Genomic DNA, 24,940 nt, shown 5'->3' on the forward strand with positions numbered 1-24,940 from the left:
CCTCTCTCCTCCGCATGGTCACAGGTGATCCAGCATGGTGATGAGCGCCACCCCGCGAGCCGCTGCCGCGGTCTTGTGCACAGTCCTCTTCGCTCCGCATGCCGTGGGCGCCCAGGAGAAAACGGAGCCCAGGCAGATGCATGAGGAAGACCACGTCGCGCGTACCGTTGTTGAAGGGGAAGGGGCGCGCCTGGAGGTTGCCTTCGATCCGGAAGGCGACGCACTGGCCGTGCGCTATCGCGTCAGCAACACCGGGCAGGACGCGCTTGCGGTGTTCGATCGCGGTGACCGGCACGCTGTGATGACGAAGAAGCTGGTGGCGGGCGACATCCCCGCCCCGCGCTTCGAGGATGGCGAAGACGGACTGGTCCTGTTGCACGCGGCACGCGCCCTGCCCAGCCCGTCGCCCACGGTGCCCCCGGTGCCCCTGGCGTCGAAGCTTGCCGCTGGGGACAGCCGGGACGGCGCATTTGCCTTCGACCTGTCACTGGGCAGCGCGGGCGCGCGCGTGCGCTGGTGCCTGGGCGTGGAGCCGTTCGATGACGCGGCCTTCGAAGCTGCCGACTCCGCAGGCGATGTCGCCGTGTGGACCGCGTCGTTCGACATGGCCCAAACGCAGCAGATGCTGTGTACGCCGTGGTTCGATCCCGCGACGGGGACGTTCGAGGCCGGCTGACGCGCTGGCCCGGGCCACTGCGCCGGGCGCGCGCACTCAGAGCCAAAAAAAAAGCGGCCCGGAGGCCGCTTTTTTCGTGGTTTCGCCCGCCGTCCTTACAGCAGCGGCACCAGCAGCAGGGCGACGATGTTGGTCACCTTGATCAGCGGGTTGATGGCCGGGCCGGCGGTGTCCTTGTAGGGATCGCCGACGGTGTCGCCGGTGACCGCGGCCTTGTGCGCCTCGGAGCCCTTGCCGCCGTGGTGGCCTTCCTCGATGTACTTCTTGGCGTTGTCCCAGGCGCCGCCGCCGGTGCACATCGAGATCGCCAGGAACAGGCCGGTCACGATGGTGCCCATCAGCAGTCCGCCCAGCGCGTCGGCGCCGAGCGTCAGGCCGACGATCACCGGTATGGCCAGCGGCAGCAGCGAGGGAATGATCATCTCGCGGATGGCGGAGCGGGTCAGCAGGTCCACCGCGCGGTCGTACTGCGGCTTGCCGGTGCCTTCCATGATGCCGGGGATCTCGCGGAACTGGCGGCGCACTTCCTCCACCACCGCGCCCGCCGCGCGACCAACGGCCTGCATCGCCATCGCGCCGAACAGGTACGGGATCATGCCGCCGATCAACAGGCCGATGACCACGTTGGGGTTCTCGATGGAGAAGTTGGTGGCCGTGCCCGACAGCTGCAGCTTGTGCGCGTAGTCGGCGAACAGCACCAGCGCCGCAAGGCCCGCCGAACCGATCGCATAGCCCTTGGTGACCGCCTTGGTGGTGTTGCCCACCGCGTCGAGCGCGTCTGTGGTCTCGCGGATCTCCGGCGGCAGGCTGGCCATCTCGGCGATGCCGCCGGCGTTGTCGGTGATCGGGCCGTAGGCGTCCAGCGCCACGATCATGCCCGCCATCGACAGCATCGCGGTGGCGGCGACCGCCAGGCCGTACAGGCCGGCCAGCTGGTAGCAGGTCCAGATCGCGGCCGCGACCACGATCACCGGTGCCGCGGTCGACTTCATCGACACCGCAAGGCCCGCGATCACGTTGGTTCCGTGGCCGGTCTCGGAAGCCTTGGCGACACCGCGCACCGGCGCGTATTCGGTGGCGGTGTAGTACTCGGTGATCACCACCAGCAGCCCGGTGAGCACCAGTCCCACGATCGCGCACCAGAACAGCGGCAGCGCCAGCGATGCTTCGAACATGTCGGCGGTGATGAACCAGAACGCGATGGCCGCCAGCACGCCGGACACCGCAAGCCCGCGATACAGCGCGTTCATGATCTTGCCGCCGGCGCGCACCTTGACGAAGAACGTGCCGATGATCGAGGCGACGATGGACGCCGCGCCCAGCACCAGCGGATACACCACGCCGGCCCAGCCGTAGGTGGTGAAGGCGATGCCGGCGACCAGCATCGAGGCGATGATCGTGACCGCGTAGGTCTCGAACAGGTCGGCGGCCATGCCGGCGCAGTCGCCGACGTTGTCGCCGACGTTGTCGGCGATCACCGCCGGGTTGCGCGGGTCGTCCTCGGGAATGCCGGCTTCGACCTTGCCTACCAGGTCCGCGCCGACGTCGGCACCCTTGGTGAAGATGCCGCCGCCCAGACGCGCGAAGATCGAGATCAGCGAAGAGCCGAACGCCAGGCCGATCATCGGCTGCAGCGCGGCGACCACCGAACCTTCGTCGCGGCCCTGGCCGATGACGTACATGAAATAGCCGGCCACGCCGAGCAGGCCCAGGCCGACCACCAGCATGCCGGTCACCGCGCCGCCGCGGAAGCTCACCGCGAGCGCGTCATTGAGGCTCACCGTGGCGGCCTGCGTGGTGCGCACGTTGGCGCGCACCGAGACGAACATGCCGATGAAGCCGGCGAGGCCCGACAGCGCCGCGCCGATGGCGAAGCCGATCGCGGTCGGCCAGCCCAGTGCCGGCACGAAACCGATCACGAAGAACAGCACCACGCCCACCATCGCGATGGTGGCGTACTGGCGCCGAAGGTACGCACCGGCACCTTCCTGGATCGCGGCCGCGATCTGCTGCATGCGGTCGTTGCCCGCGGGCCGCGCCAGGATCCAGCGCGCGGAAAGGATGCCGTAGATGATCGCCAGGCCGGCACAGACCAGTGCCAGCCACAAAGCTTGCTGCTCGAGCATGAAACCCTCCCCAGGGTGTGGTCGCGAAACGCAACCGCCCGACTATGGCACAGGGTCATCACCGCGTATTGCCGCGCCGCAGCGCGGCATGTGGGCCGGCTGTGCGGCCGCTGGATCGGCGTGGAGGATCGATTCAGCCGCCGCGTGCCAGCCTGCGTTCCCCCGTTCCATCGGAGTGCGCCATGCGCATCGCCTTGACCGTGCTGCTCGCAGGTGCCGCCGTTGTCGCCGTCCCGGCGGCCGTGTCCGCCGCGCCCTCACGGGCCGCCGACCCGCTGCCCGAAATCACCCGCGGTGCGATTGCGCCGCAGGCGATCGGCGCGGCGCACACGCTGCGCCAGATCCCGGAAGCCTGCGCGCGCATCGAAGGCGTGTTCACTGGCGACGCCGCCAAGCCCTACCGCTTTGCCGTGGTGCGCACCAGCGCCAACTGCCAGCCACGCGCGCGCTTCGTCGACGCCGGGAAGGCGAAACCTTCGGTGGCCACCGGCTGGAAGTTCAACGACCTGATCCGGGTCGCCAGTTCCGCCTGCCCCACGCAACAGGCGGTGGTGCGCGTGTGGCGCAAGCCGGTCGACCAGACGCAGAAGCTCGACGGCCAGGGCCAGTCGCGGATCTACCTTGAAGAATCGAAGCAGGCCGCCGCCGCTGGCAGGATCGCGGCGGTGCCGATGTTCGCCGCCGCGATGTCGGTGGAAGGCAAGGCCTGCGGCGGCTGATCCTGGCGGGCGCTCAGCCCCCCCAGGCCGCCAGCTTCTTCGCCACCGCCACGTTCTTCAGCGTCACGTACTTCGGCATGCCGTCGCGGCCGTAGGGCGGGTAGGCCTCGCCACGGATCAGTGGCTCCAGGTAGGCGCGCGCGGCGGCGGTGATGCCGTGGCCGTCGCGGCGGATGAAGCCCTTGGGCATGGTCTTCTCGCGGTTGGCGATGCGGTCCAGGGGCGCGGGCTCGATCTTCCAGCGATAGGGCGCGTCGGATGTGCGGATGATCGCCGGCATGGTCGCGTTGCGGCCTTCCAGGGCGTAGCGCACCGCCGCCTTGCCGACGGCCAGGGCCTGGTCGAGGTCGGTCTTCGAGGCGATGTGGCGCGCGGAGCGCTGCAGGTAGTCGGGCAGGGTCCAGTGCACCTTGAGTCCCAGGCTGTCCTTGACCCGGCCCGCCAGGTACGAGGCCACGCCGCCGAGCTGGGTGTGGCCGAAGGAATCCTTGCCGCCGCCGGCGTCGGCGACGAAACTGCCGTCGGCGGTGCGGATGCCTTCACTGGCCACCACCACGCAATGGCCGACGCGGTCGACCACCTTCTGCACGCGGGCCAGGAAATCGGCCTCGTCGTACGGGCGCTCCGGGAACAGGATCAGGTGCGGTGCCTCGTCGGGACCATTGCCGGCGAGGCCCGCGGCGGCCGCCAGCCAGCCGGCGTGGCGCCCCATGGCCTCGTACACGAACACCTTGGTGGAGGTGTCGGCCATCGCCGCCACGTCCAGCGCCGCCTCGCGCACCGAGACCGCGGTGTATTTCGCCGCCGAGCCGAACCCGGGGCAGCAGTCGGTCACCACCAGGTCGTTGTCTACGGTCTTGGGCACGCCGATGCAGGTCAGCGGATAGTCGAACTCGCGGGCCAGCTGAGAGACCTTGTTGGCGGTGTCGGCGGAATCGTTGCCGCCGTTGTAGAGGAACCAGCGCACGTCGTGGGCGCGCAGCACGTCGAGCAGGCGCTCGTACTTGGCGCGGTCGGCGTCGAGCGATTTCAGCTTGTAGCGGCAAGAGCCGAAGGCACCGCCCGGGGTATGCCCCAGGGCGCGGATTGCGGCCGCCGGCTCCTTCGCGGTGTCGATCAGCTCCTCGCGCAGGGCGCCGAGGATGCCGTTGCGGGCGGCCAGCACGCGCACCTTGCGTGCCCGGGCCTCGGTGATCACCGCGGAGGCGGTGGCGTTGATGACGGCGGTCACGCCACCGGACTGTGCGTAGAGCAGGGTACCTTTGGACATCGTGGATTCCGTTCTGGGGGTTCGGGCGCCGGGCCCGGATACGGTAAGCTGGCGCGGTCGTCGCCGCGGCTGCCGGATTCTACGCCGCGCCCGGTGCACGCCCTGTACGTTCATGGAGCAATCGATGCGACTGGTACTTCTTGGTGCGCCGGGTTCCGGCAAAGGGACGCAGGCCGCGCGCCTGAAGGACCACCTGCAGGTCCCCCACATTTCCACCGGCGACCTGCTGCGGGCCGAAGTGGCCGCGGGCAGCCCGTTGGGCATGCAGGCCAAGGAGGTCATGGCGCGCGGCGATCTGGTGTCCGACGAAATCCTGCTGGGCATGCTCGAGGACCGCTTCTCACGGGCCGACACCCATCACGGCTTCATCCTCGACGGTTACCCGCGCAACCTGGCGCAGGCCGCGGCCCTCGACGCGCTGCTGGTCCGCATGGGCCAGCCGATGGACGCGGCCGTGCAGCTCGAGGTCGACAACGAACTGCTGATCGAACGCCTTGCCGGCCGTGCGCAGGCCGAAGGCCGTTCCGACGACAACCCGGAGTCGGTGCGCAAGCGCCTGACGGTGTACGACCAGCAGACCGCGCCGGTGATCGGGTTCTACCGCCAGCACGGCAAGCTCACCGTGGTCGACGGCGTGGGCGGCCTGGACGAGGTCTTCAACCGCATCCTCGAGGCGATCGCGCCGTCGCATCCGGTCGGCTGAGCCACGTGAAGCTGCATATCCTCGGCATCGCCGGCACCTTCATGGGCGGCGTGGCTGCGTTGGCGCGCGAACTGGGCCATGAGGTGGAGGGCAGCGACCAGGCGGTGTATCCGCCCATGTCCACCCAGCTGGAGCAGCTCGGCATCGCGCTCAGCCAGGGCTATGCACCGGCCAACATCTCCGCCGGCTGCGACCAGGTGGTGATCGGCAACGCCCTGTCGCGCGGCAATCCGGCGGTCGAGCATGTCCTCGACGCCGGGCTGTCGTACACGTCCGGCGCCGAATGGCTGCGCGAGAACGTGCTGCCGGGCCGCGACACGCTTGCGGTCGCGGGCACCCACGGCAAGACCACCACCACCACGATCCTGGCGCACCTGCTGGAAGCGGCGGGCCGCGCGCCGGGGTTCCTGATCGGCGGCGTGGCCGAGGATTTCGGGGTGTCGGCGCGGCTTGGTGGCGCCGGGGCGGATGCCGCAGCTACGGGGGAGCGCCCGCTGTTCGTGGTCGAGGCCGACGAATACGACACCGCGTTCTTCGACAAGCGCTCGAAGTTCGTGCACTACCGCCCGCGGGTGGCGATCCTCAACAACCTCGAGTTCGACCACGCCGACATCTTCCCCGACGTGGCCGCCATCCAGCGCCAGTTCCACCACCTGGTGCGCACCGTGCCGGGGGGCGGGCGGCTGGTGGTCAACGGCGAGGACGCGCGCCTGGCCGAAGTGCTGGCGATGGGCTGCTGGACGCCGGTGGTGCGCTTCGGGCTGGACCCGGCGGCCGCGGTGGATGGCGCGCCGTTCGACTGGAGCGCGCGGCTGATCGCCGCCGACGGCAGCGCGTTCGCGGTCGTGCACCAGGGGCTCGAGGTCGGCGAAGTGCACTGGCCGCTGCTCGGCCGCCACAACGTGATGAACGCGCTGGCCGCGCTGGCCTGCTGCGATGCGGTGGGCGTGGACGTGGCCGGCGTGCTGCCGTCGCTTGCGGCGTTCCGCAGCGTGAAGCGGCGCATGGAGCTGCTGGGCGAGGCCGGCGGTGTGAGTGTGTACGACGACTTCGCGCACCACCCCACGGCCATCGCCACCACCCTGGCCGGCCTGCGCGCGCGCGTCGGCGGCGGGCGGATCGTGGTCGCCCTGGAGCCGCGCAGCAATTCGATGCGGCTGGGCGCGCACGCCGCGGCCCTGGCGCCGTCGCTGGACCAGGCCGACGTCGTGGTGTTCCTGCACCGGCCCGAGCTTGCCTGGGATGCCGGCGCGGTGGTCGCGGCGCTGCGCGGCAAAGGACACGCGGTGGCCGATGCCGATGCCTTGCTGTCATGCCTCGCCTCGCTGGCGCACCCGGGTGACCACCTGGTGTTCATGTCCAACGGCGGATTCGACGCCGCGCCGCGGCGCTTCCTCGACGTGCTCCGCGCGCGCTGAGCGTCGCGCGCGGCATGCACGCGGCGGCGGTTAGACTTGCCCCATGGACGGCTTGCACGTGCTTCCCTTGTTTCCGCTGCAGGCGGTGCTGGTTCCGGGCGCCGCGCTCGGGCTGCGCATCTTCGAGGCGCGCTACCTCGACCTGGTCCGCGATTGCGGGCGCAGCGGCGAGGGCTTCGGCATCTGCCTGGTCATGGCGGGCGGCGAAGCGGGCGCTCCGGCCACGCCCGCCACCCATGGCACCGAGGCACGGATCGAGGATTTCGGCACCGGTGACGACGGCCTGTTGACCCTCTCCGTCCGTGGCGCGCGCCGCTTTCGCGTGGCGCGCAGCCATGTGCGCGACAACGGCCTGGTGGTCGCCGACGTTGAATGGCTTGCCGATGCGCAAGTGTCCCCGCGGCTTCGTCCCGAACACGCGCTGCTGGCGACGCTGATCGAGCGGATCGTCGACAAGGTGGGCAATCCGGCGCCCGGCAACGCGCGCTTCGACGATGCGGCGTGGGTTGGCTGGCGCCTGGCCGAGATGTTGCCGATGGACGAAGTGCAGCGCCTGGCGCTGCTGCAACTCGACGACCCGCATGCGCGACTCGACGCGCTGCTGGCGGTGATCGGCTAGCGCGGTTCCGTCGCGGCGGCGCCGGGCATGCTGCGCAGCCGGAGCACCGGCTGCTGGGACTCTGCCCGGTCGGCCTCGCGCATGTCGAAGCCGGCCAGGTCGTCGCGCACGCGCTGGTAGGCCACGCCGTCGTACGCCTCGGGCAGCCACAGCCCGAACAGGTCGAACGGCCGCACGTAGGCCAGCGTCTGCGTGGTGCCGATCCAGAGCGGGGTGCCATCCACGAGCTGCCGCGGCGCGCGCCACAGGCGCAGCACCTGCAGGCGGTCGGGGCCGACCCTGCGCCGCATCAGCAGCGATTCGGCGAGCGCGTCGTAGGTGGCCGGCAGCACCTTCTGTGCGTGTGGCGCGGTGTCGTCGTCGAGCAGGCGCAGGGTGTCCTTCCAGGCGGCCTGCTCCTGCACCACCCAGCCGCGCGCGCGCAGGCGTGCCGCCACCGGGGCCAGCGGCCCGGCCAGCTGCACGTCCAGCGGCCAGCGAAGACTGGCGTCGCGTTCCTTGCGTTGCGACGGCAACGTGGCCCAGTCGTCCTGCCACCATGCCGCGGCATCGAGCGTGGCTGGCGCCTGCAGCGGTGCGAACTTGGCGAGCAGCGGGTCGACCGCGCGCGGCGCGTGCCACAGCGCCGCCACCATGAACGCGCCGTAGAACAGGGCCGCCAGCGGACGCATCCAGAACGACCGCGCCACGTGGCGCCGATAGGCGATGCCCAGCACCAGCAGCCACATGATGCCCAGCAGCATCCCGCCGACCAGGTCGGTCAGCCAGTGCGCACCGAGGTACAGGCGCGCGAAGCCAAGGACCGCGACCACCGCGCCGGAGACCAGGTACGGCCACACCCGCTGCCGCCCGGGCAGCTCGCGCGCGATCAGCACCGCGAAGAATCCGAAGGTGATGGTGACCATGGTCAGGCCCACCGAGGGAAACCCGAAGCCGCTGAGCGCGGTCGGCGGGCGCGGCATGTCGATCGCCGCCTCCAGCGCCGCGGTCAGGGCCAGGCCGAAGGCGAGCGCCGCCATCCAATGGGTGGCGGCCATCCAGCGCCGCCGCCACAGCAGCCACAGCGTCACCAGCGCCACCGGCCACGCCAGCACCGACGGATCGCCGATCGACGCCAGCCCGGCCATCAGCCGGTCGGCCAGCGGATTGCGCAGCGCGTACATCGCGTCATGCACGCGCAGGTCGAGCAACAAGGGGCCGCCGCGCGCCAGCATCGTGGCCAGCAGCGCGAACCAGGCCACGCCGATCGCCAGCAGGCAGGCGGCGAGCAGCGCGAGCGATGCGGACTCCGGTCGCTGCGGCGAGATCAGTGCCACGGCATAGCGCCCGAGCCGCGGGTGCGCGCTGGTCCAGCGCAGCGCGCGCGCCAGCAGCGAATCCGCATGCCGGGCAAACCAGCGGTAGGTGTAGAGCACCCCCGCCCAGGCGGCGGCGATGGCCACCAGCAGGGCGCCGATCACGATCGCCAGGCGGTCGGCCACCGCGGCCACCGCGTCATAGGCCTCGCCCAACAGCCAGCCCGGGATCAGGAACAGCAGCGCCCAGCTGGCCGCGGCGATCGCGCTCGCCGGGATGTAGCGCCGCAAGGCCATGTGCGCCATGCCGGCGATGGCGGGCACGAACGGCCGCACCGGGCCGACGTAGCGGGCAATGAAGATCGCCTTGATGGCATTGCGCCGGAACAGCTGTTCGCCGCGGTCGAGCAGCTGCGGGTACTTGCGGAACGGCCACACCGTGCGCAGCTGTGGGCCCCAGCGGCGTCCGATCCAGAAGCTGGTGCCGTCCCCGATGAAGGCGCCGAGGGCCGCGCAGGCCACCGCGTAGGGGCCGGAAATCTCGCCCAGGCCGATCAGCACGCCGATCGCGAACATCAGTGGCAGCGCCGGCACGATGGCGCCCAGCACGATCACCGCGTCGCAGAACGCGATGGCGAAGATCACCCAGCCCGCGGCCACCGGGTGGGCGCCGATCCAGGTCACGATGCTGTCGAACCAGGCAGTCACCGGCGGCATTATGGCAGCCGGTGGCGACGGTCGCGCCGCCTACAATGTGTCGATGGACCGCCGTGACGCCATCGAGATCCAGGCCCTCAAGGCCGACAGCTTCGGCCGCATCGCCTTGATGCGGGGCGCGGCCGGATGCTTCGTGCGCCGCGACCTGCGCCACGTGCCGGCGTGGCTGCGCTTGCCGGCGTGGTGGCTTGCGCGGCGCGAGGCGCGCGGGCTCGTCGCCGTGGCCGGGATGGACGCGGTGCCGCAGCTCCTGGGCTGGGACGGCCGCATGCTCGACCGCAGCTACATGGACGGTGCGGCGATGTACCAGCGCCCGCCGCATGGCGACATCGCGTATTTCCGCCGCGCGCGCCGCCTGCTGCAGACGCTGCATCGCCATGGCGTTGCCCACAACGACCTCGCCAAGGAAGCCAACTGGCTGGTGCGCGCCGACGGCACGCCCGCGGTCATCGACTTCCAGCTTGCCGTGCGTGGTGCGCCGCGCTCGCGCTGGATGCGCCTGCTCGCGCGCGAGGACCTGCGCCATCTCCTCAAGCACAAGCGCACCTATTGTCCCGCCCGGATCACGCCCGTCGAGCGGCGCCTACTGAAGCGCACCTCCTGGCTGCGCGACGCCTGGTTCGCCAGCGGCAAGCCGGTGTACCGCTTCGTCACCCGACGGCTCCTGAAGTGGGAAGACAACGAAGGCCAGGGCCCCAAGCCCTGATCCACCCCCGCAGCAACGAGATCCCGCATGCACACCCTCGCCGGAAAAACCCTGTTCATCACTGGCGCCTCGCGCGGCATCGGCCTGGCCATCGCGCTGCGCGCGGCGCGCGACGGCGCCAACATCGCCATCGCCGCCAAGTCCGATGTCGCCAATCCACGTTTGCCCGGCACCATCCATACCGCGGCCACGGCGGTCACCGCTGCGGGCGGCCAGGCGCTGGCGCTGAAATGCGACATCCGCGAGGAGGACCAGGTGCGCGCCGCGGTAGCGGCCACGGTCGACACCTTCGGCGGCGTCGACATCCTGGTGAACAACGCCAGCGCGATCTGGTTGCGCGGCACGCTGGATACGCCGATGAAGCGCTTCGACCTCATGCAGCAGGTCAACGCGCGCGGCAGCTTCCTGTGCGCGCAGGCCTGCCTGCCGTACCTGCTCGAAGCGCCGAACCCGCACATCCTCACGCTCGCGCCGCCGCCGTCGCTGGATCCGAAGTGGTGGGGTCCGCACACCGGCTACACCCTGGCCAAGATGGGCATGAGCTTCGTGACCCTGGGCCTTGCCGCCGAATTCGGCCCGCAGGGCGTGGCGGTCAATGCGCTGTGGCCGCGCACCATCATCGCCACCGATGCGCTGAACATGATCCCGGGCGTGGAGCTGGCCAACGGCCGCAGCCCGGAGATCGTGGCCGACGCCGCGCATGCCGTGCTGGTGCGCGAGGCCCGCGGCTTCCACGGCGAGTTCCTGATCGACGAGGAGGTGCTGCGCGAGGCCGGCGCAACCGGCTTCGACCGCTACGCCTCCGATCCCTCCCAGCCGCTGCTGCCCGACCTGTTCCTGGACTGACCGCCATGGCACACACCTCCGACCCCGCCGCATCACACGACCTGATCGCGCTCGGCGAGCGCCACTACCTGCCGGTGTACCGCCAGCGGCAGGTGGTGCTGGAGCGTGGGCAGGGCGCGCGGCTGTGGGACCGCGACGGCCGCGACTACGTGGATTTCGCCGCCGGCATCGCCGTGTGTGGCCTGGGCCACAACGACCCCGACCTGGTCGCCGCGCTGGTCGAGCAGGCCGGCAAGCTCTGGCACACCAGCAACGTCTTCCACAGCGAGCCGCCGCTGCGCCTGGCGCAGGAGCTGGTGGAGGCCTCGCGCTTCGCCGAACGGGTGTTCCTGTGCAACTCGGGTGCCGAGGCCAACGAGGCCGCGATCAAGCTGGTGCGCAAATGGGCCAGTGCGCAGGGGCGTGCGCCCGACCGGCGCGTGATCGTCAGCTTCCGCGGCAGTTTTCACGGGCGCACGCTGGCCGCGGTCACCGCCACCGCACAGCCGAAGTACCAGGCAGGCTATGAGCCGCTGCCGGGCGGGTTCCGCTACGTCGACTTCAACGACATCGCGCAGCTGGAATCGGCCATGGCCGGCGGCGACGTCGCCGCGGTGCTGCTCGAACCGATCCAGGGCGAGGGCGGGGTGATGCCGGCGGCGCCCGGCTTCCTGCAGGCGGTGCGCGCGCTGTGCGACCGCCACGACGCGCTGCTTGTGCTCGACGAGATCCAGTGCGGCATGGGCCGCACCGGCGCGCTGTTCGCGCATTGGCAGGACCATGTGGTGCCGGACATCGTCACCCTGGCCAAGGCGCTGGGCGGCGGATTTCCGGTCGGCGCGATGCTGGCTGGCCACAGAGTGGCCGAAGCGATGCAGTTCGGCGACCACGGCACCACCTTTGGCGGCAATCCGCTGGCAGCAGCGGTGGCGCGCGTGGCGCTGCGCAAGCTGGCCTCGGTGGACATTGCAGCCAATGTCGAACGGCAGTCACTGGCGCTGCGTGCTGGTCTGGCCGCGCTCGACGACGGCCGCGGCCTGTTCGCTGCGATCCGCGGCCGCGGACTGATGCTGGGCGCGGTGCTGGCGCCGGCCTTCGTCGGGCGTGCCGGCGAGATCCTTGACCGCGCCGCCGTACATGGCCTCCTGCTGCTGCAGGCGGGCCCGGATGTGTTGCGCTTCGTGCCGTCGCTGAACATCAGCGACGAAGAGGTGGCGGACGGCCTGCAGCGGCTGGGCGCGGCGCTGCGCGAGATCCACGCGGCCTGACGGAGCGGGTGCGCAGCGGCACCCGGGTGCGCGCCCGGCCCCGGCGCCCGCTGTGCGTCCTGGCCCCGGCGGTGCCGCTGCGTCGACTCAGCCCCTGGCGGCGGCGAACGCCTCGCGTGCGGCGGCAATCGTCGCCGCGATCACCGCGTCGTCGTGCGCCGCGGACATGAAGCCGGCCTCGAACGCCGACGGCGCCAGGTACACGCCACGCTCCAGCATGGCGTGGAAGAAGCGGTTGAAGGCCTCGCGATCGCAGGCCATGGCCTGCGCGTAGGTGTCGACCTGTTCGCTGCTGAAGAACATCCCGAACATGCCGCCGACGCGCTGGGTGGTGAACGCCACGCCGGCATCGCGCGCCGCCTCTTCAAGGCCATCGCAGAGCAGGTTGGTGCGACGCTCGAGCGCGTCGTGGAAGCCCGGTGCCTGCACGAGCCCGAGCATCGCAAGGCCCGCGGCCATCGCCACCGGGTTTCCGCTCAGCGTCCCGGCCTGGTAGACGGGGCCGGCAGGCGCGATCAGCTCCATCAGGTCGCGGCGCCCGCCGTAGGCCCCCACCGGCATGCCGCCGCCGATCACCTTGCCGAAGGTGCTCAGATCCGCGGCGACTCCGTAACGCGCCTGCGCGCCGCCGAGGGCGACGCGGAACCCGGTCATCACCTCGTCGAAGATCAGCACCACGCCGTGGCGCGTGCACAGCCTGCGCAGGTGCTGCAGGAACCCCGGGCGCGGCGGCAGGCAGTTGGCATTGCCGACCACCGGCTCCACGATCAGGCCGGCGATGTCATCGCCGCAGGCGTCAAAGAGCGCGGTCGCGGCGTCGAAGTCGTTGTAGGGCAGGGTGAGGGTGAGGTCGGCCAGCGCCTTGGGTACGCCCGGCGAGTCCGGCACGCCGAGGGTCAGCGCGCCGCTGCCGGCCTTGACCAGGAACGAGTCACCGTGGCCGTGGTAGCAACCCTCGAACTTCACGATCCGGCTGCGGCCGGTGGCGCCGCGCGCCAGGCGTATCGCCGAAAGCGTCGCTTCGGTGCCCGAATTCACCATGCGCACCATGTCCATCGATGGCACCAGCCGGGTCAACGTTTCGGCCATGGTCACCTCGAGGGCATTGGGCACGCCGAACGACAGGCCGTCGCGCGCGGTGCGCACCACGGCCTCGAGGACCGCCGGATGGTTGTGGCCGACCACCATCGGGCCCCAGGAGCCGACATAGTCGATGTAGCGGTTGCCGTCGACGTCCTCGATATGCGCGCCCTCGGCACGCGCGGCGAAGAACGGTTCGCCCCCCACCGAGCGGAACGCGCGCACCGGCGAGTTCACGCCGCCGGGCATCAGTGCGCGCGCGCGGGTGAACAGGGCTTGGGAGCGGTCGGTCTTCATCATGGGGTCCTTGTCTGCAAATGTGGCGGTGCATGCGCGTGGCGGGTGCCGGACGCGGATGCGGGTTCAAAGCAGGCGCGCAGGCGCTGCGCGGCGCAAACGGGGTCGGCGGCGTCGAACACCGCGCCGATCACCGCCAGCAGGTCCGCGCCGGCGTCGACCAGCTGCCGCGCATTGTCGGGGGTGATGCCGCCGATCGCGGCACGCGGCAGGCCGAGTGCTGCCGCCTGGGCCAGGAGTGCGGGATCCGCACGGGGCGCCCCCGGTTTGGTTGTCGACGGGAAGAAGGCGCCGAACGCGACGTAGCTGGCACCCGCTGCGGCCGCGGCCCCGGCGCGCGTGAGGTCGCCATAACAGGACGCACCGAGGATCGCCCCTGCGCCCAGCGCCGCGCGTGCCTCGCCGATCGCGCCGTCGCCACCGCCGAGGTGCGCGCCATCGGCGCCGATCTCGGCCGCGAGACGCCAGTCGTCGTTGACCAGCAGCGGAACGCCGAGCTGACGGCAAAGCTGCAGGAGTGCCATCGCCTGTTCGCGCCGCAATGGCGCGTCGGCCGCCTTGTTGCGGTACTGCAGCAGGGCGGCGCCGGGCAACACCGCGGCGACGCGCGCGACCAGCCGCGGTGTGTCGATGTCGTCGGGTGTGATGAGGTAAAGGCCTCGCAATGCGCTGCTCCGGTGCTCGGCAATGCGCCGTGGCGCGGCTTCCTGTCACAAGCCGCGGGTGGGACAATGCCGGATTCCTCCAGCCAAGCGCATTATCCGATGAACGACGTCGCCACGCAGACTGCCTACCGCACCTGGATGTGTGTCGTGTGCGGGTTCATCTATGACGAGGCCGTGGGGATTCCCGAGGAGGGCATCGCGCCGGGCACGCGCTGGGACGATGTTCCGGACACCTGGACATGCCCGGACTGCGGTGTGACCAAGGACGATTTCGAGATGATCGTCGCCTGACAGGAACTCAGGGCGCCTCGCCCACGCCGGGGCCCAGGCGCAGCAACGCGCCATCCTGCAGGTCCATGCGCCGTGCCTCGCCGGCATTGAGTTCGAGCACATAGCGCGCCGGCTTGCTGCTCGGATAGGGCGGGCAACGGTCGCCGGCGGAGCAGGGGGGGACATCGCGCTGCTGGGAGACGAGCCGCAGCGAGGCATCGAAGTACAGGATGTCCAGCGCGATCCGCGTGTTCTTCATCCAGTACGCCTGGCGCTCCTCGCGTTCATGGATGAAAAGCATGCCGTGGCCGTCGGCCAGGGTGTCACGGAACATCAGGCCACGCGCGCGTTCCTCGTCGTCATCGGCAATTTCCACGGCAATCCGCTCGCCGGCAAGCTCCACCCAGGCGCTGGAGCTCGCGCAGGCAGTCGTGAGCAATGACATGAATGCGACAAGTGACGCTGTGAACAGCTGACGCATGGCGTTTTCGCCCTGAAAGCGGAGTGGAGGCCAACATCTGCCAGCGACGCGTGAGGGTCAAGTGCACCGCGTGCGAAAAACTTCGCTTTTGCCCCTTCCCAAAGCTTCCGCCGCGCTGCACAATGCGCGCCCCGCCAAGGAGCGGCCGGCACACGCCGGCACACCAGGGCGGGGACGAAAGAAACGGCTTCACACGGTGTTGACGTTCTTCGAAACCGCGCTAATATGTGCGGCTCCCCTGACGGAACGGCTTCCGGGCCACGAAGACAAGGGAGGCTGAAATCAACCCCTCACAGGGTGTTGACGGAAGCGGAAACCGCGCTAATATGTGCGGCTCGCTTGACGGAAAGGCCTCCGGGCCACGACGGCAAACGAGGTTGAAATCGGCACCTCACAGGGTGTTGACGGAAACGAAAAACGCGGTAAGATGTGCGGCTCGGTTGACGGAAAGGCCTTCGGGCCACGAAGACAGACGAGGTTGAAATCAACGCCTCACACGGTGTTGACGGAAACGAAAAGCACGCTATAATGTGCGGCTCACCTCGACGGAAACGACGAGGCACGGGAAAAGGCGCTGAGGCCTCTCCCAGGATCTTTGAAAGTATGCGCAGGTGACTTGTGCGGGCGTCTGGCAAGTGGATGACTGTCCATTTGTAGATGTTCGTAACAAGAGCAAAGAATGATTCAAATGCAGAAATGCAAGCGAGTGATTTGAGCTCCGGTTCGACTTCTGCACTCAAAGCATTGGCGAGACCTTCGGGTCGGACCGAAAAACTTAAGTGAAGAGTTTGATCCTGGCTCAGAGTGAACGCTGGCGGCAGGCCTAACACATGCAAGTCGAACGGCAGCACAGTAAGAGCTTGCTCTTATGGGTGGCGAGTGGCGGACGGGTGAGGAATACATCGGAATCTGCCTATTTGTGGGGGATAACGTAGGGAAACTTACGCTAATACCGCATACGACCTACGGGTGAAAGCGGAGGACCTTCGGGCTTCGCGCAGATAGATGAGCCGATGTCGGATTAGCTAGTTGGTGGGGTAAAGGCCCACCAAGGCGACGATCCGTAGCTGGTCTGAGAGGATGATCAGCCACACTGGAACTGAGACACGGTCCAGACTCCTACGGGAGGCAGCAGTGGGGAATATTGGACAATGGGCGCAAGCCTGATCCAGCCATGCCGCGTGAGTGAAGAAGGCCCTTGGGTTGTAAAGCTCTTTTGTTGGGGAAGAAAAGCAATCGGTTAATACCCGGTTGTTCTGACGGTACCCAAAGAATAAGCACCGGCTAACTTCGTGCCAGCAGCCGCGGTAATACGAAGGGTGCAAGCGTTACTCGGAATTACTGGGCGTAAAGCGTGCGTAGGTGGTTTGTTAAGTCTGATGTGAAAGCCCTGGGCTCAACCTGGGAATTGCATTGGATACTGGCAGGCTAGAGTACGGTAGAGGATGGCGGAATTCCCGGTGTAGCAGTGAAATGCGTAGAGATCGGGAGGAACATCCGTGGCGAAGGCGGCCATCTGGACCTGTACTGACACTGAGGCACGAAAGCGTGGGGAGCAAACAGGATTAGATACCCTGGTAGTCCACGCCCTAAACGATGCGAACTGGATGTTGGGGACAATTGAGTCTTCAGTATCGAAGCTAACGCGTTAAGTTCGCCGCCTGGGGAGTACGGTCGCAAGACTGAAACTCAAAGGAATTGACGGGGGCCCGCACAAGCGGTGGAGTATGTGGTTTAATTCGATGCAACGCGAAGAACCTTACCTGGCCTTGACATCCACGGAACTTACCAGAGATGGTTTGGTGCCTTCGGGAACCGTGAGACAGGTGCTGCATGGCTGTCGTCAGCTCGTGTCGTGAGATGTTGGGTTAAGTCCCGCAACGAGCGCAACCCTTGTCCTTAGTTGCCAGCACGTAATGGTGGGAACTCTAAGGAGACCGCCGGTGACAAACCGGAGGAAGGTGGGGATGACGTCAAGTCATCATGGCCCTTACGGCCAGGGCTACACACGTACTACAATGGTTAGGACAGAGGGCTGCAAACCCGCGAGGGCAAGCCAATCCCAGAAACCTAATCTCAGTCCGGATCGGAGTCTGCAACTCGACTCCGTGAAGTCGGAATCGCTAGTAATCGCAGATCAGCATTGCTGCGGTGAATACGTTCCCGGGCCTTGTACACACCGCCCGTCACACCATGGGAGTTTGTTGCACCAGAAGCAGGTAGCTTAACCTTCGGGAGGGCGCTTGCCACGGTGTGGCAGATGACTGGGGTGAAGTCGTAACAAGGTAGCCGTATCGGAAGGTGCGGCTGGATCACCTCCTTTAGAGACATAAAGACAGGTAATTGCCTGTCAGGCGTCCGCACAAGTGACCTGCATCCAGGAGTTCCGGCCAATGGCCAGGAACCGACCCCGTTTCGGGGCCATAGCTCAGCTGGGAGAGCACCTGCTTTGCAAGCAGGGGGTCGTCGGTTCGATCCCGACTGGCTCCACCATCTGGCAGGAAACGAATCGGGTCTGTAGCTCAGGTGGTTAGAGCGCACCCCTGATAAGGGTGAGGCCGGTGGTTCGAGTCCTCCCAGACCCACCATTCCTGGATGTTTGATTGCGCATACTTATATAGATTTGAATCGGATCGGCATCGTGGCCGTTCCGTGTTCTTTTAAAACCAAGGACGTAGCGAGCGTTTGAGACGAATATCCAGACGTGTCGTAGAGGCTAAGGCGGGACCCTCGAGGTCCTAATAAATTGAGTGGTTATATTCATGTCCATGCTTTGTACGCATGGGCGTCATATGGCTCCGAGGCGACTTGGGGTTATATGGTCAAGTGAATAAGCGCACACGGTGGATGCCTTGGCGGTCAGAGGCGATGAAGGACGTGGTAGCCTGCGAAAAGTGTCGGGGAGCTGGCAACAAGCTTTGATCCGGCAATGTCCGAATGGGGAAACCCACTCCGCAAGGAGTATTGCATGGTGAATACATAGCCATGCAAGGCGAACCCGGGGAACTGAAATATCTAAGTACCCGGAGGAAAAGAAATCAACCGAGATTCCCCTAGTAGCGACGAGCGAACGGGGAGCAGCCCAAAAGTCGACTTGGTTCTAGAAAAACAGTCTGGAAAGACTGGCCATAGAAGGTGATAGCCCTGTATTCGAAAGGGCCTTGTCGATGAAAAATGAGTAGGGCGGGGCACGTGAAACCCTGTCTGAACATGGGGGGACCATCCTCCAAGGCTAAATACTCCTGACCGACCGATAGTGAACCAGTACCGTGAGGGAAAGGCGAAAAGAACCCTGGTGAAGGGAGTGAAATAGATCCTGAAACCGTGTGCGTACAAGCAGTAGGAGCCCTTCGGGGTGACTGCGTACCTTTTGTATAATGGGTCAGCGACTTACTGTTCGTGGCGAGCTTAACCGTATAGGGGAGGCGAAGGGAAACCGAGTCTGATAAGGGCGCATAGTCGCGGGCAGTAGACCCGAAACCGGGTGATCTAGTCATGGCCAGGGTGAAGGTTGAGTAACATCAACTGGAGGCCCGAACCCACGTCTGTTGCAAAAGACGGGGATGAGCTGTGATTAGGAGTGAAAAGCTAATCGAACCCGGAGATAGCTGGTTCTCCTCGAAAGCTATTTAGGTAGCGCCTCGCACGAATCTTCTTGGGGGTAGAGCACTGTTATGGCTAGGGGGTCATTGCGACTTACCAACCCATGGCAAACTCCGAATACCAAGACAGACTATGCGGGAGACACACGGCGGGTGCTAACGTTCGTCGTGAAAAGGGAAACAACCCAGACCCACAGCTAAGGTCCCAAATTCACTGCTAAGTGGAAAACCATGTGGAAAGGCACAGACAGCCAGGAGGTTGGCTTAGAAGCAGCCATCCTTTAAAGAAAGCGTAATAGCTCACTGGTCGAGTCGGTCTGCGGGGAAGATTTAACGGGGCTAAGCAGTGAACCGAAGCTTGGGGTGCATCACTTTGTGATGCGCGGTAGAGGAGCGTTCCGTAAGCCTGCGAAGGTGGATTGAAAAGTCTGCTGGAGGTATCGGAAGTGCGAATGCTGACATGAGTAACGATAATGGGGGTGAAAAGCCCCCACGCCGAAAGCCCAAGGTTTCCTTGCGCAACGTTAATCGACGCAGGGTGAGTCGGCCCCTAAGGCGAGGCAGAAATGCGTAGTCGATGGGAAGCAGGTTAATATTCCTGCACCTCGCACAAGTGCGATGGAGGGACGGAGAAGGCTAGGTCTACCGGGCGTTGGTTGTCCCGGGGAAAGCAGGTAGGTGGATCCCTTAGGCAAATCCGGGGGGTCATCAACACCGAGCAGCGAGACGAGTCCATTAGGACGAAGTGACTGATGCCACGCTTCCAGGAAAAGCTCCTAAGCTTCAGCTTGTGCAGACCGTACCGTAAACCGACACAGGTGGGTAGGATGAGAATTCTCAGGCGCTTGAGAGAACTCGGGTGAAGGAACTAGGCAAAATGGTACCGTAACTTCGGGAGAAGGTACGCCCTTGTTCGTGGCTGCATGCGCAGCTGAGCGAATGAGGGCCGCAGATACCAGGCCGCTGCGACTGTTTATCAAAAACACAGCACTCTGCAAACACGAAAGTGGACGTATAGGGTGTGACGCCTGCCCGGTGCTGGAAGGTTAATTGATGGGGTCAGCCGCAAGGCGAAGCTCTTGATCGAAGCCCCAGTAAACGGCGGCCGTAACTATAACGGTCCTAAGGTAGCGAAATTCCTTGTCGGGTAAGTTCCGACCTGCACGAATGGCGTAACGACAGCGGCGCTGTCTCCACCCGAGACTCAGTGAAATTGAAATCGCTGTGAAGATGCAGCGTTCCCGTGGCAAGACGGAAAGACCCCGTGAACCTTTACTATAGCTTTACACTGAACGTTGAGTTCGTCTGTGTAGGATAGGTGGGAGGCTGTGAAACCCTGGCGCTAGCTGGGGTGGAGCCAACCTTGAAATACCACCCTGTCGTGCTTGACGTTCTAACCTAGGTCCGTTATCCGGATCGGGGACCGTGTATGGTGGGTAGTTTGACTGGGGCGGTCTCCTCCCAAAGAGTAACGGAGGAGCTCGAAGGTACGCTCAGCGCGGTCGGACATCGCGCACTGTGTGCAAAGGCATAAGCGTGCTTGACTGCAAGATCGACGGATCAAGCAGGTACGAAAGTAGGACTTAGTGATCCGGTGGTTCTGTATGGAAGGGCCATCGCTCAACGGATAAAAGGTACTCCGGGGATAACAGGCTGATACCGCCCAAGAGTTCATATCGACGGCGGTGTTTGGCACCTCGATGTCGGCTCATCACATCCTGGGGCTGTAGTCGGTCCCAAGGGTATGGCTGTTCGCCATTTAAAGTGGTACGCGAGCTGGGTTCAGAACGTCGTGAGACAGTTCGGTCCCTATCTGCCATGGGCGTTGGAGATTTGAGAGGGGCTGCTCCTAGTACGAGAGGACCGGAGTGGACGAACCTCTGGTGTTCCGGTTGTCACGCCAGTGGCATTGCCGGGTAGCTATGTTCGGAAGCGATAACCGCTGAAAGCATCTAAGCGGGAAGCGCGCCTCAAGATGAGATCTCCCGGGGCACAAGCCCCCTAAAGGAACCATCAAGACTAGGTGGTTGATAGGCAGGGTGTGTAAGCACAGCAATGTGTTGAGCTAACCTGTACTAATGATCCGTGTGGCTTGACCATATAACCTCAAGTGGCCTTGGACTCGACGACGCGTCGATGTTCGGCACAAAAGTTCGCTACGTCCTTATTTATTCGCCAAAGGCGCACCTGCTTGCAGGTACGCTCGGAGGCAACCAACGAGAGCGTGTGCGCGTGAAGCCAATACACCGGCCCGCGACCCTCCACCCTCTCCCTGGTGACAATAGCTGTATGGAACCACCCGATCCCATTCCGAACTCGGAAGTGAAACGTACATGCGCCGATGGTAGTGTGCATCTAGCATGCGAGAGTAGGTCATCGCCAGGGTTTTTACCCCAAAACCCCGCAGCCCTCGGCTGCGGGGTTTTTCTTTGTGCGCCGGATGGTGTTTGCTCCTTGCCTGGCGTGCGTTGCTCGGTTAACGTGTGCGGCTCCCTGTTGATTGGACCTGATGCTCATGCCCCGTGCCCGCAACTTGTTGACCCCGGTGTTCCTCGCCCTTGTTGCCAGTGCGGCGGCGGCCGGTGCGGCCGAATTGCCTCGCGTGGATGTGCAGGGTGCCTCCGGCATGTGCAAGGCCGCGACCGCGGCGTTCGCCGCCGGGACCCGATACCGCCCGCTGGGCCTGGCCAACGAGTCCGAAGGCCAGATCTTCGTGACCTGCAACTGGCAGGGCGACGACCACCAGGACTCGGTCCGCGGCTCGAAGCGGCTGTACGTCGCGATCACCAACAACGGAACCACCGCCAAGGACTACACGTGCACGCTGGTGAACGGGCACCAGACGGGTGTTTCTATCTACGCGGTCTATGTGCCAAAGACCGTCAGCATCGCACCGGGTGCCGGCGCGGAGCTCACCTGGGTTCCTTCGGAAGTCTCGAATGCCAAGCCGTCGGGCATCGATCGCCCGTCGCTCAGCTGCATCCTGCCTCCGTCGTCCACCATCCAGTACACCGGTCGCGAGTACAACGAAGATGTCGGCGCCTGAGTCTTGCGGGCTGCGACCCGCCTTGATCGCCGCATCCCTCGCCCTCCTGGCCGCGGTTCCTGCATCCAACTCGCTGTCAGCCGCTGAGATCTACCGCTATGACATCCAGGGCGCGGCAGGAATCTGCCAACCCGCGCTGTCACAGCACGCAGAGTCGCTGCGCGCGCGGCCCCTCGGCCTCGTGAACGAAGGCGCGGGCCCGTCATTCGTGACGTGCACGTTCCGCGGTGATCCACGTGCCGGTGGGCGAGGCGCAACGAGGCTGGTGGCCCACGTGGGCAATGTCGGCTCGGCGACCGCCAACGTGAGCTGCACGTTCGTGGAAGGGAGTCAGCTGGGTGACCAGTCGGATGCGGTCTATCGAACCAAGTCGGTCAGCATGTTTGCCGGGACGATCGGCACACCACTGCCGTGGGAGCCCAGCGAGATCGCAGGTGGTCCGGAGCTGATCTACCAGCCCGCGGTGCAGTGCATGCTCACCCCGGGTGCCGCGCTGCATTACATCACGGTGGCCTACGACGAGGATGTCGGGGCCTGAGAGGACGCTTTTCCGCAGTCCACGGGCTGCGGCTAGCGGGAATACCTGTCAGCGAACCAGGACCGGGTCGCCGCCCACGATCACCACGTCGGCGGCGCGCCGGGCGAACAGCCCCACGCTGACCACGCCCGGAATCTGGTTGAGCTCGCGCTCGAGCGCCACCGGGTCGGTGATCGCCAGGCCATGGATGTCGAGCACCCAGTTGCCATTGTCTGTCCGCACATCCTGGCGCCAGACCGGATGGCCGCCAGTGCTCGCGACGATTTCCCGCGCTACCAGGCTTCGTGCCATGGGGATCACTTCGATCGGGAGCGGAAAGCGCCCCAGCACATCGACTTCCTTCGACGGATCGATGATGCAGACGAATGTCTTCGCAGCTTCGGCGATGATCTTTTCACGCGTGAGCGCCGCGCCACCGCCCTTGATCAGGTGCCTGTCCCGGTCGCATTCGTCGGCGCCGTCGACATACAGCGGGATCGGGCCGCAGGCATTGAGGTCGAGCACGTCGATCCCGTGGCCGCGCAACCGCTCGCTGCTCTGCTCCGAGCTTGAGACCGCACCGGCGATGCGATGCCTGATGCCGGCCAGCGCATCGATGAAGTACGCCACTGTGGATCCGGTGCCGACTCCGACGACCATGCCGTCTTCCACGAATTCAATGGCCTTCTCGCCGGCCAGGCGCTTGCCTTCGGACATCATGGTTCCAGGGACAGGATGATTTTCCATTGTGCCGCGGTCACGGGCAATACCGACAGGCGGGTGCCCTTGCGGATCAGGGCGAAGTCTTCGCCCAGCCCCTCCGCCTGGCCGCGGATGGCGTCAAGCGAAACAGGGCCGGCAAGCTTGCGCACGAAACCGACGTCGACCAGCATCCAGCGCGGCTCTTCGTGGCTGGCCTTGGGGTCGAAGTACTTCGACTTGCGCGCGAACTGGGTGGGATCCGGATACGGGGCACTGGCGACCTCGGCCACGCCATAGACCCCGGGCACGTCGCAGTTCGAGTGGTAGAACAGCACGCCATCACCAGGTTTCATGCCATCACGCATGAAATTTCGCGCCTGGTAGTTGCGGACACCCGTCCAGGGCTCGGTGCGGACGCGCTCGAGGTCGTCGATCGAGAAGTCTTCGGGCTCGGACTTCATCAGCCAGTAGCGTTTGCGTGCAGTCACGGTGCTTCCGCGGGACGGAGGTGGGTGGCGCGTTCGGTGCAGACGGCGTCGAGCTGCACGTCCCAGTCTTCGCGCGGCAGGTCGGCCGCCGACTGCTGGAACGCAAATGCGGCGCCCACCAGCCACGGAGGCGCGGGCGCCTGGTGGCGGAACGCGAAGCTGCGATCGTACCAGCCGCCGCCCATGCCCAGCCGATGGCAACGCGCGTCGAACACCACCAGCGGCACCACGACCAGATCAAGCTGCGCGGGCATCAGCAGCGCATCCGCGGCGACGTCCGGCTCGGGAATGCCGTGGCGATTCGGCACCACCGGATCGCCCACGCGCCACGGCGCGAAGCGCAGCCGGCCGTCTTCGTGAAGCACGGGCAGGCAGTAGGTGCAATGCGCAGGCAGGCGCAACTGCCAGGAGTGCAGCGGGATCTCGCCGTCGCTGGCCCAGTAGCCGGCGACCACGCGCGCCGAAGCCGGCGTCATGGCGAGCAGCTGTTCCGCGAGACCCGATGCGGCGCCGATGCGCGCCGGCGGCGGTACGCCCCGTCGCGCGCCGCGCCCGTCGCGACGCAGGAGCGTGCGGGTGTTGGTCACGGCGAGCGCGGCGCCGGTGCGCCGCGTGGGACCGGAGAAAGAGATACGTCCTCCACCATGCCGATGCGAGCCAAACGACCTTGAACCCGGGGTTCAAGTGGGGACGCTTGGCGGCCTTCGGGCTTTCCGCTCGTGGGCGGACATGCGCGCCAGGCTTCCGTCGCGCCCCCGTGGTCGTCATTAAGGGACAAGGCGTATGTTTGAGCGCGCCGTCGAACACGGCAGAGGACGCGAGCGCAGTATAGCGTGCCGATTTCGCGCCGCGAATCCGCCTGTCGGTTCGCGTTCATGCGCGGGCGCCGCACGACACCGGACACGCGAATTCAGGCATCCAGCAGGCTATCGAGCTTGAGTTGCAGCACCGACAGCACGCGCGCCAGTTCGCGCTCGCGATGTTCACTGGCGGCGCGCAGCTGTTCGAGTTCATGCGCGAGGTTGAGCGCGGCGAGTACGGCGACGCGGTCGACCGCGGCCATGCGGTTGGCGCCGCGCGCCTCGCGCATGCGCGTATCAAGCAGGCGCGCCGCGGACATCAGGCCCTCGACTTCGCCGCTGCCGACGCCGACGGTGTACTCGCGGTCAAGCACGCGCACGGTAACAGCCTCGTTGCTGCTCACGTGTGCTGCTCCAGCGACTTCAGGCGCGCGATCATCGCCTCGACGCGACTGCGCGCCTGCTCGTTCCGGGTCAACAGCTGGGACCGCTCGCCGGCGAGCTGCTCATGCTGCTGGCGCAGGCTGCGGTTCTCCTCGGCAAGCCGGCGCGCGCGCGTGGCAAGTTCGTCGAAGCGTTCGCCAAGCCGCTGCAACTGCGCGATCACGTCGGGGGTCTCCATGAGCGCACGATAGGCAGGCGCGGGAGGG

22 protein-coding genes, 2 tRNA genes, 3 rRNA genes and 1 other RNA gene are annotated in these 24,940 nt (G+C 66.4%); 16 read left to right on the forward strand and 12 right to left on the reverse strand.

Annotated elements, in window-relative coordinates; translation table 11 throughout:
- The first annotated feature begins 40 nt into the window (after window positions 1–40).
- Entirely contained in the window at window positions 41–676 is a 636-nt protein-coding gene (locus tag H5368_RS11465) for a hypothetical protein (RefSeq protein WP_182824709.1), read from the forward strand.
- 95 nt (window positions 677–771) lie between these two features.
- Here the strand turns inward: H5368_RS11465 and H5368_RS11470 are convergent, their stop codons facing one another.
- The gene (locus tag H5368_RS11470) at window positions 772–2,802 is read right to left on the reverse strand and encodes a sodium-translocating pyrophosphatase (RefSeq protein ID WP_182824711.1); all 2,031 of its coding nucleotides are present in this window, start codon (window positions 2,800–2,802) and stop codon (window positions 772–774) included.
- Between the two features lie 188 nt (window positions 2,803–2,990).
- Between H5368_RS11470 and H5368_RS11475 the strand changes: the two genes are divergently transcribed.
- Window positions 2,991–3,521, forward strand: coding sequence for a hypothetical protein (locus H5368_RS11475; RefSeq protein WP_182825284.1), 531 nt, complete (start codon window positions 2,991–2,993; stop codon window positions 3,519–3,521).
- 13 nt (window positions 3,522–3,534) lie between these two features.
- On the opposite strand, the gene H5368_RS11480 is transcribed toward H5368_RS11475, so the two are convergent.
- On the reverse strand, window positions 3,535–4,791 hold the full coding sequence (locus H5368_RS11480; protein ID WP_182824713.1) for a 6-phosphofructokinase: 1,257 nt from the start codon (window positions 4,789–4,791) through the stop codon (window positions 3,535–3,537).
- Window positions 4,792–4,915: 124 nt separating this feature from the next.
- Here H5368_RS11480 and H5368_RS11485 point away from each other — a divergent pair, with 124 nt between their 5' ends.
- From H5368_RS11485 to H5368_RS11495, 3 genes are read left to right on the forward strand one after another with little or no spacing between them, the layout of a single operon-like run.
- Window positions 4,916–5,494 carry an adenylate kinase gene (locus H5368_RS11485; protein WP_182824715.1) on the forward strand — a complete coding sequence of 193 codons (579 nt, stop codon included), beginning with the start codon at window positions 4,916–4,918 and terminating at the stop codon, window positions 5,492–5,494.
- Window positions 5,491–6,912, forward strand: coding sequence for a UDP-N-acetylmuramate:L-alanyl-gamma-D-glutamyl-meso-diaminopimelate ligase (mpl, locus tag H5368_RS11490; protein WP_255486539.1), 1,422 nt, complete (start codon window positions 5,491–5,493; stop codon window positions 6,910–6,912). Before H5368_RS11485 ends, mpl begins: the two co-directional genes overlap by 4 nt.
- A 43-nt stretch (window positions 6,913–6,955) precedes the next feature.
- On the forward strand, window positions 6,956–7,531 hold the full coding sequence (locus H5368_RS11495; protein WP_182824717.1) for an LON peptidase substrate-binding domain-containing protein: 576 nt from the start codon (window positions 6,956–6,958) through the stop codon (window positions 7,529–7,531).
- On the opposite strand, the gene H5368_RS11500 is transcribed toward H5368_RS11495, so the two are convergent.
- Complete coding sequence (locus tag H5368_RS11500; RefSeq protein ID WP_182824719.1) at window positions 7,528–9,543, reverse strand: bifunctional DedA family/phosphatase PAP2 family protein; 2,016 nt, start codon at window positions 9,541–9,543, stop codon at window positions 7,528–7,530. The two genes, H5368_RS11495 and H5368_RS11500, sit on opposite strands and share 4 nt — an antisense overlap.
- Before the next feature lie 43 nt (window positions 9,544–9,586).
- Here H5368_RS11500 and H5368_RS11505 point away from each other — a divergent pair, with 43 nt between their 5' ends.
- Genes H5368_RS11505 through H5368_RS11515 form a run of 3 tightly spaced genes read left to right on the forward strand, consistent with a single transcriptional unit; the run spans window position 9,587 to window position 12,342 of the window.
- Window positions 9,587–10,249 (forward strand): serine/threonine protein kinase, encoded by a 663-nt coding sequence (locus tag H5368_RS11505; RefSeq protein ID WP_182824721.1) that lies wholly within the window; start codon window positions 9,587–9,589, stop codon window positions 10,247–10,249.
- Between the two features lie 27 nt (window positions 10,250–10,276).
- Window positions 10,277–11,095 (forward strand): NAD(P)-dependent oxidoreductase, encoded by an 819-nt coding sequence (locus tag H5368_RS11510; protein ID WP_182824723.1) that lies wholly within the window; start codon window positions 10,277–10,279, stop codon window positions 11,093–11,095.
- Between the two features lie 5 nt (window positions 11,096–11,100).
- The gene (locus H5368_RS11515; RefSeq protein ID WP_182824725.1) at window positions 11,101–12,342 is read left to right on the forward strand and encodes an acetylornithine transaminase; all 1,242 of its coding nucleotides are present in this window, start codon (window positions 11,101–11,103) and stop codon (window positions 12,340–12,342) included.
- A gap of 87 nt (window positions 12,343–12,429) precedes the next feature.
- Here the strand turns inward: H5368_RS11515 and hemL are convergent, their stop codons facing one another.
- Window positions 12,430–13,719, reverse strand: a complete 1,290-nt coding sequence (gene hemL / locus H5368_RS11520) for a glutamate-1-semialdehyde 2,1-aminomutase (RefSeq protein ID WP_182824727.1) — start codon at window positions 13,717–13,719, stop codon at window positions 12,430–12,432.
- The gene (gene thiE, locus H5368_RS11525) at window positions 13,719–14,384 is read right to left on the reverse strand and encodes a thiamine phosphate synthase (protein ID WP_220486637.1); all 666 of its coding nucleotides are present in this window, start codon (window positions 14,382–14,384) and stop codon (window positions 13,719–13,721) included. Before thiE ends, hemL begins: the two co-directional genes overlap by 1 nt.
- A gap of 99 nt (window positions 14,385–14,483) precedes the next feature.
- Here thiE and H5368_RS11530 point away from each other — a divergent pair, with 99 nt between their 5' ends.
- Window positions 14,484–14,675: a rubredoxin gene (locus H5368_RS11530; RefSeq protein ID WP_182824729.1), complete on the forward strand. Its 192-nt coding sequence runs from the start codon at window positions 14,484–14,486 to the stop codon at window positions 14,673–14,675.
- 7 nt (window positions 14,676–14,682) lie between these two features.
- Here H5368_RS11530 and H5368_RS11535 read toward each other — a convergent pair whose 3' ends face one another.
- Window positions 14,683–15,135, reverse strand: a complete 453-nt coding sequence (locus H5368_RS11535; protein ID WP_255486514.1) for a DUF192 domain-containing protein — start codon at window positions 15,133–15,135, stop codon at window positions 14,683–14,685.
- A 776-nt stretch (window positions 15,136–15,911) separates the two neighbouring features.
- Between H5368_RS11535 and H5368_RS11540 the strand changes: the two genes are divergently transcribed.
- From H5368_RS11540 to H5368_RS11570, 7 genes are all read left to right on the forward strand, one after another.
- Window positions 15,912–17,458, forward strand: a 16S ribosomal RNA gene (locus H5368_RS11540).
- 94 nt (window positions 17,459–17,552) lie between these two features.
- Window positions 17,553–17,628, forward strand: a tRNA-Ala gene (locus H5368_RS11545).
- Window positions 17,629–17,646: 18 nt separating this feature from the next.
- Window positions 17,647–17,723 (forward strand) — tRNA-Ile (locus tag H5368_RS11550).
- A 232-nt stretch (window positions 17,724–17,955) separates the two neighbouring features.
- Window positions 17,956–20,837 (forward strand): 23S ribosomal RNA (locus tag H5368_RS11555).
- A 171-nt stretch (window positions 20,838–21,008) separates the two neighbouring features.
- Window positions 21,009–21,122 (forward strand): 5S ribosomal RNA (gene rrf, locus H5368_RS11560).
- Together the 16S, 23S and 5S rRNA genes with 2 tRNA genes alongside form the textbook arrangement of a ribosomal RNA operon.
- A gap of 124 nt (window positions 21,123–21,246) precedes the next feature.
- Window positions 21,247–21,783 carry a hypothetical protein gene (locus H5368_RS11565; protein WP_182824733.1) on the forward strand — a complete coding sequence of 179 codons (537 nt, stop codon included), beginning with the start codon at window positions 21,247–21,249 and terminating at the stop codon, window positions 21,781–21,783.
- Window positions 21,784–22,048: 265 nt separating this feature from the next.
- Window positions 22,049–22,321: a hypothetical protein gene (locus tag H5368_RS11570; protein ID WP_182824734.1), complete on the forward strand. Its 273-nt coding sequence runs from the start codon at window positions 22,049–22,051 to the stop codon at window positions 22,319–22,321.
- Window positions 22,322–22,369: 48 nt separating this feature from the next.
- Here H5368_RS11570 and rpiA read toward each other — a convergent pair whose 3' ends face one another.
- The 6 genes from rpiA to H5368_RS11600 all read right to left on the reverse strand — a co-directional run bounded on the left by rpiA (window position 22,370) and on the right by H5368_RS11600 (window position 24,912).
- Window positions 22,370–23,017: a ribose-5-phosphate isomerase RpiA gene (gene rpiA, locus H5368_RS11575; protein ID WP_182824736.1), complete on the reverse strand. Its 648-nt coding sequence runs from the start codon at window positions 23,015–23,017 to the stop codon at window positions 22,370–22,372.
- Complete coding sequence (locus H5368_RS11580; RefSeq protein WP_182824738.1) at window positions 23,017–23,490, reverse strand: EVE domain-containing protein; 474 nt, start codon at window positions 23,488–23,490, stop codon at window positions 23,017–23,019. Before H5368_RS11580 ends, rpiA begins: the two co-directional genes overlap by 1 nt.
- Window positions 23,487–24,077: a 5-formyltetrahydrofolate cyclo-ligase gene (locus H5368_RS11585; RefSeq protein ID WP_182824740.1), complete on the reverse strand. Its 591-nt coding sequence runs from the start codon at window positions 24,075–24,077 to the stop codon at window positions 23,487–23,489. Before H5368_RS11585 ends, H5368_RS11580 begins: the two co-directional genes overlap by 4 nt.
- A 45-nt stretch (window positions 24,078–24,122) precedes the next feature.
- Window positions 24,123–24,308: non-coding RNA, 6S RNA (ssrS, locus tag H5368_RS11590), on the reverse strand.
- A gap of 92 nt (window positions 24,309–24,400) precedes the next feature.
- Entirely contained in the window at window positions 24,401–24,694 is a 294-nt protein-coding gene (locus H5368_RS11595) for a cell division protein ZapA (protein WP_182824742.1), read from the reverse strand.
- Window positions 24,691–24,912 (reverse strand): TIGR02449 family protein, encoded by a 222-nt coding sequence (locus tag H5368_RS11600; protein ID WP_182824744.1) that lies wholly within the window; start codon window positions 24,910–24,912, stop codon window positions 24,691–24,693. Before H5368_RS11600 ends, H5368_RS11595 begins: the two co-directional genes overlap by 4 nt.
- Window positions 24,913–24,940 lie beyond the last annotated feature (28 nt).

The sequence above is a fragment of the Luteimonas sp. MC1782 genome, assembly GCF_014164605.1.
Taxonomy (GTDB): Bacteria; Pseudomonadota; Gammaproteobacteria; order Xanthomonadales; family Xanthomonadaceae; genus Luteimonas.

Bases quoted from the DNA above. Each gene is read 5' to 3' on its own strand.
- H5368_RS11465 (WP_182824709.1), top strand. From the start codon at position 41: ATGAGCGCCACCCCGCGAGCCGCTGCCGCGGTCTTGTGCACAGTCCTC.
- H5368_RS11470 (WP_182824711.1), bottom strand. From the start codon at position 2,802: ATGCTCGAGCAGCAAGCTTTGTGGCTGGCACTGGTCTGTGCCGGCCTG.
- H5368_RS11480 (WP_182824713.1), bottom strand. From the start codon at position 4,791: ATGTCCAAAGGTACCCTGCTCTACGCACAGTCCGGTGGCGTGACCGCC.
- H5368_RS11485 (WP_182824715.1), top strand. From the start codon at position 4,916: ATGCGACTGGTACTTCTTGGTGCGCCGGGTTCCGGCAAAGGGACGCAG.
- H5368_RS11495 (WP_182824717.1), top strand. From the start codon at position 6,956: ATGGACGGCTTGCACGTGCTTCCCTTGTTTCCGCTGCAGGCGGTGCTG.
- H5368_RS11500 (WP_182824719.1), bottom strand. From the start codon at position 9,543: ATGCCGCCGGTGACTGCCTGGTTCGACAGCATCGTGACCTGGATCGGC.
- H5368_RS11505 (WP_182824721.1), top strand. From the start codon at position 9,587: ATGGACCGCCGTGACGCCATCGAGATCCAGGCCCTCAAGGCCGACAGC.
- H5368_RS11510 (WP_182824723.1), top strand. From the start codon at position 10,277: ATGCACACCCTCGCCGGAAAAACCCTGTTCATCACTGGCGCCTCGCGC.
- H5368_RS11515 (WP_182824725.1), top strand. From the start codon at position 11,101: ATGGCACACACCTCCGACCCCGCCGCATCACACGACCTGATCGCGCTC.
- hemL (WP_182824727.1), bottom strand. From the start codon at position 13,719: ATGAAGACCGACCGCTCCCAAGCCCTGTTCACCCGCGCGCGCGCACTG.
- H5368_RS11530 (WP_182824729.1), top strand. From the start codon at position 14,484: ATGAACGACGTCGCCACGCAGACTGCCTACCGCACCTGGATGTGTGTC.
- H5368_RS11535 (WP_255486514.1), bottom strand. From the start codon at position 15,135: ATGCGTCAGCTGTTCACAGCGTCACTTGTCGCATTCATGTCATTGCTC.
- H5368_RS11565 (WP_182824733.1), top strand. From the start codon at position 21,247: ATGCTCATGCCCCGTGCCCGCAACTTGTTGACCCCGGTGTTCCTCGCC.
- rpiA (WP_182824736.1), bottom strand. From the start codon at position 23,017: ATGTCCGAAGGCAAGCGCCTGGCCGGCGAGAAGGCCATTGAATTCGTG.
- H5368_RS11600 (WP_182824744.1), bottom strand. From the start codon at position 24,912: ATGGAGACCCCCGACGTGATCGCGCAGTTGCAGCGGCTTGGCGAACGC.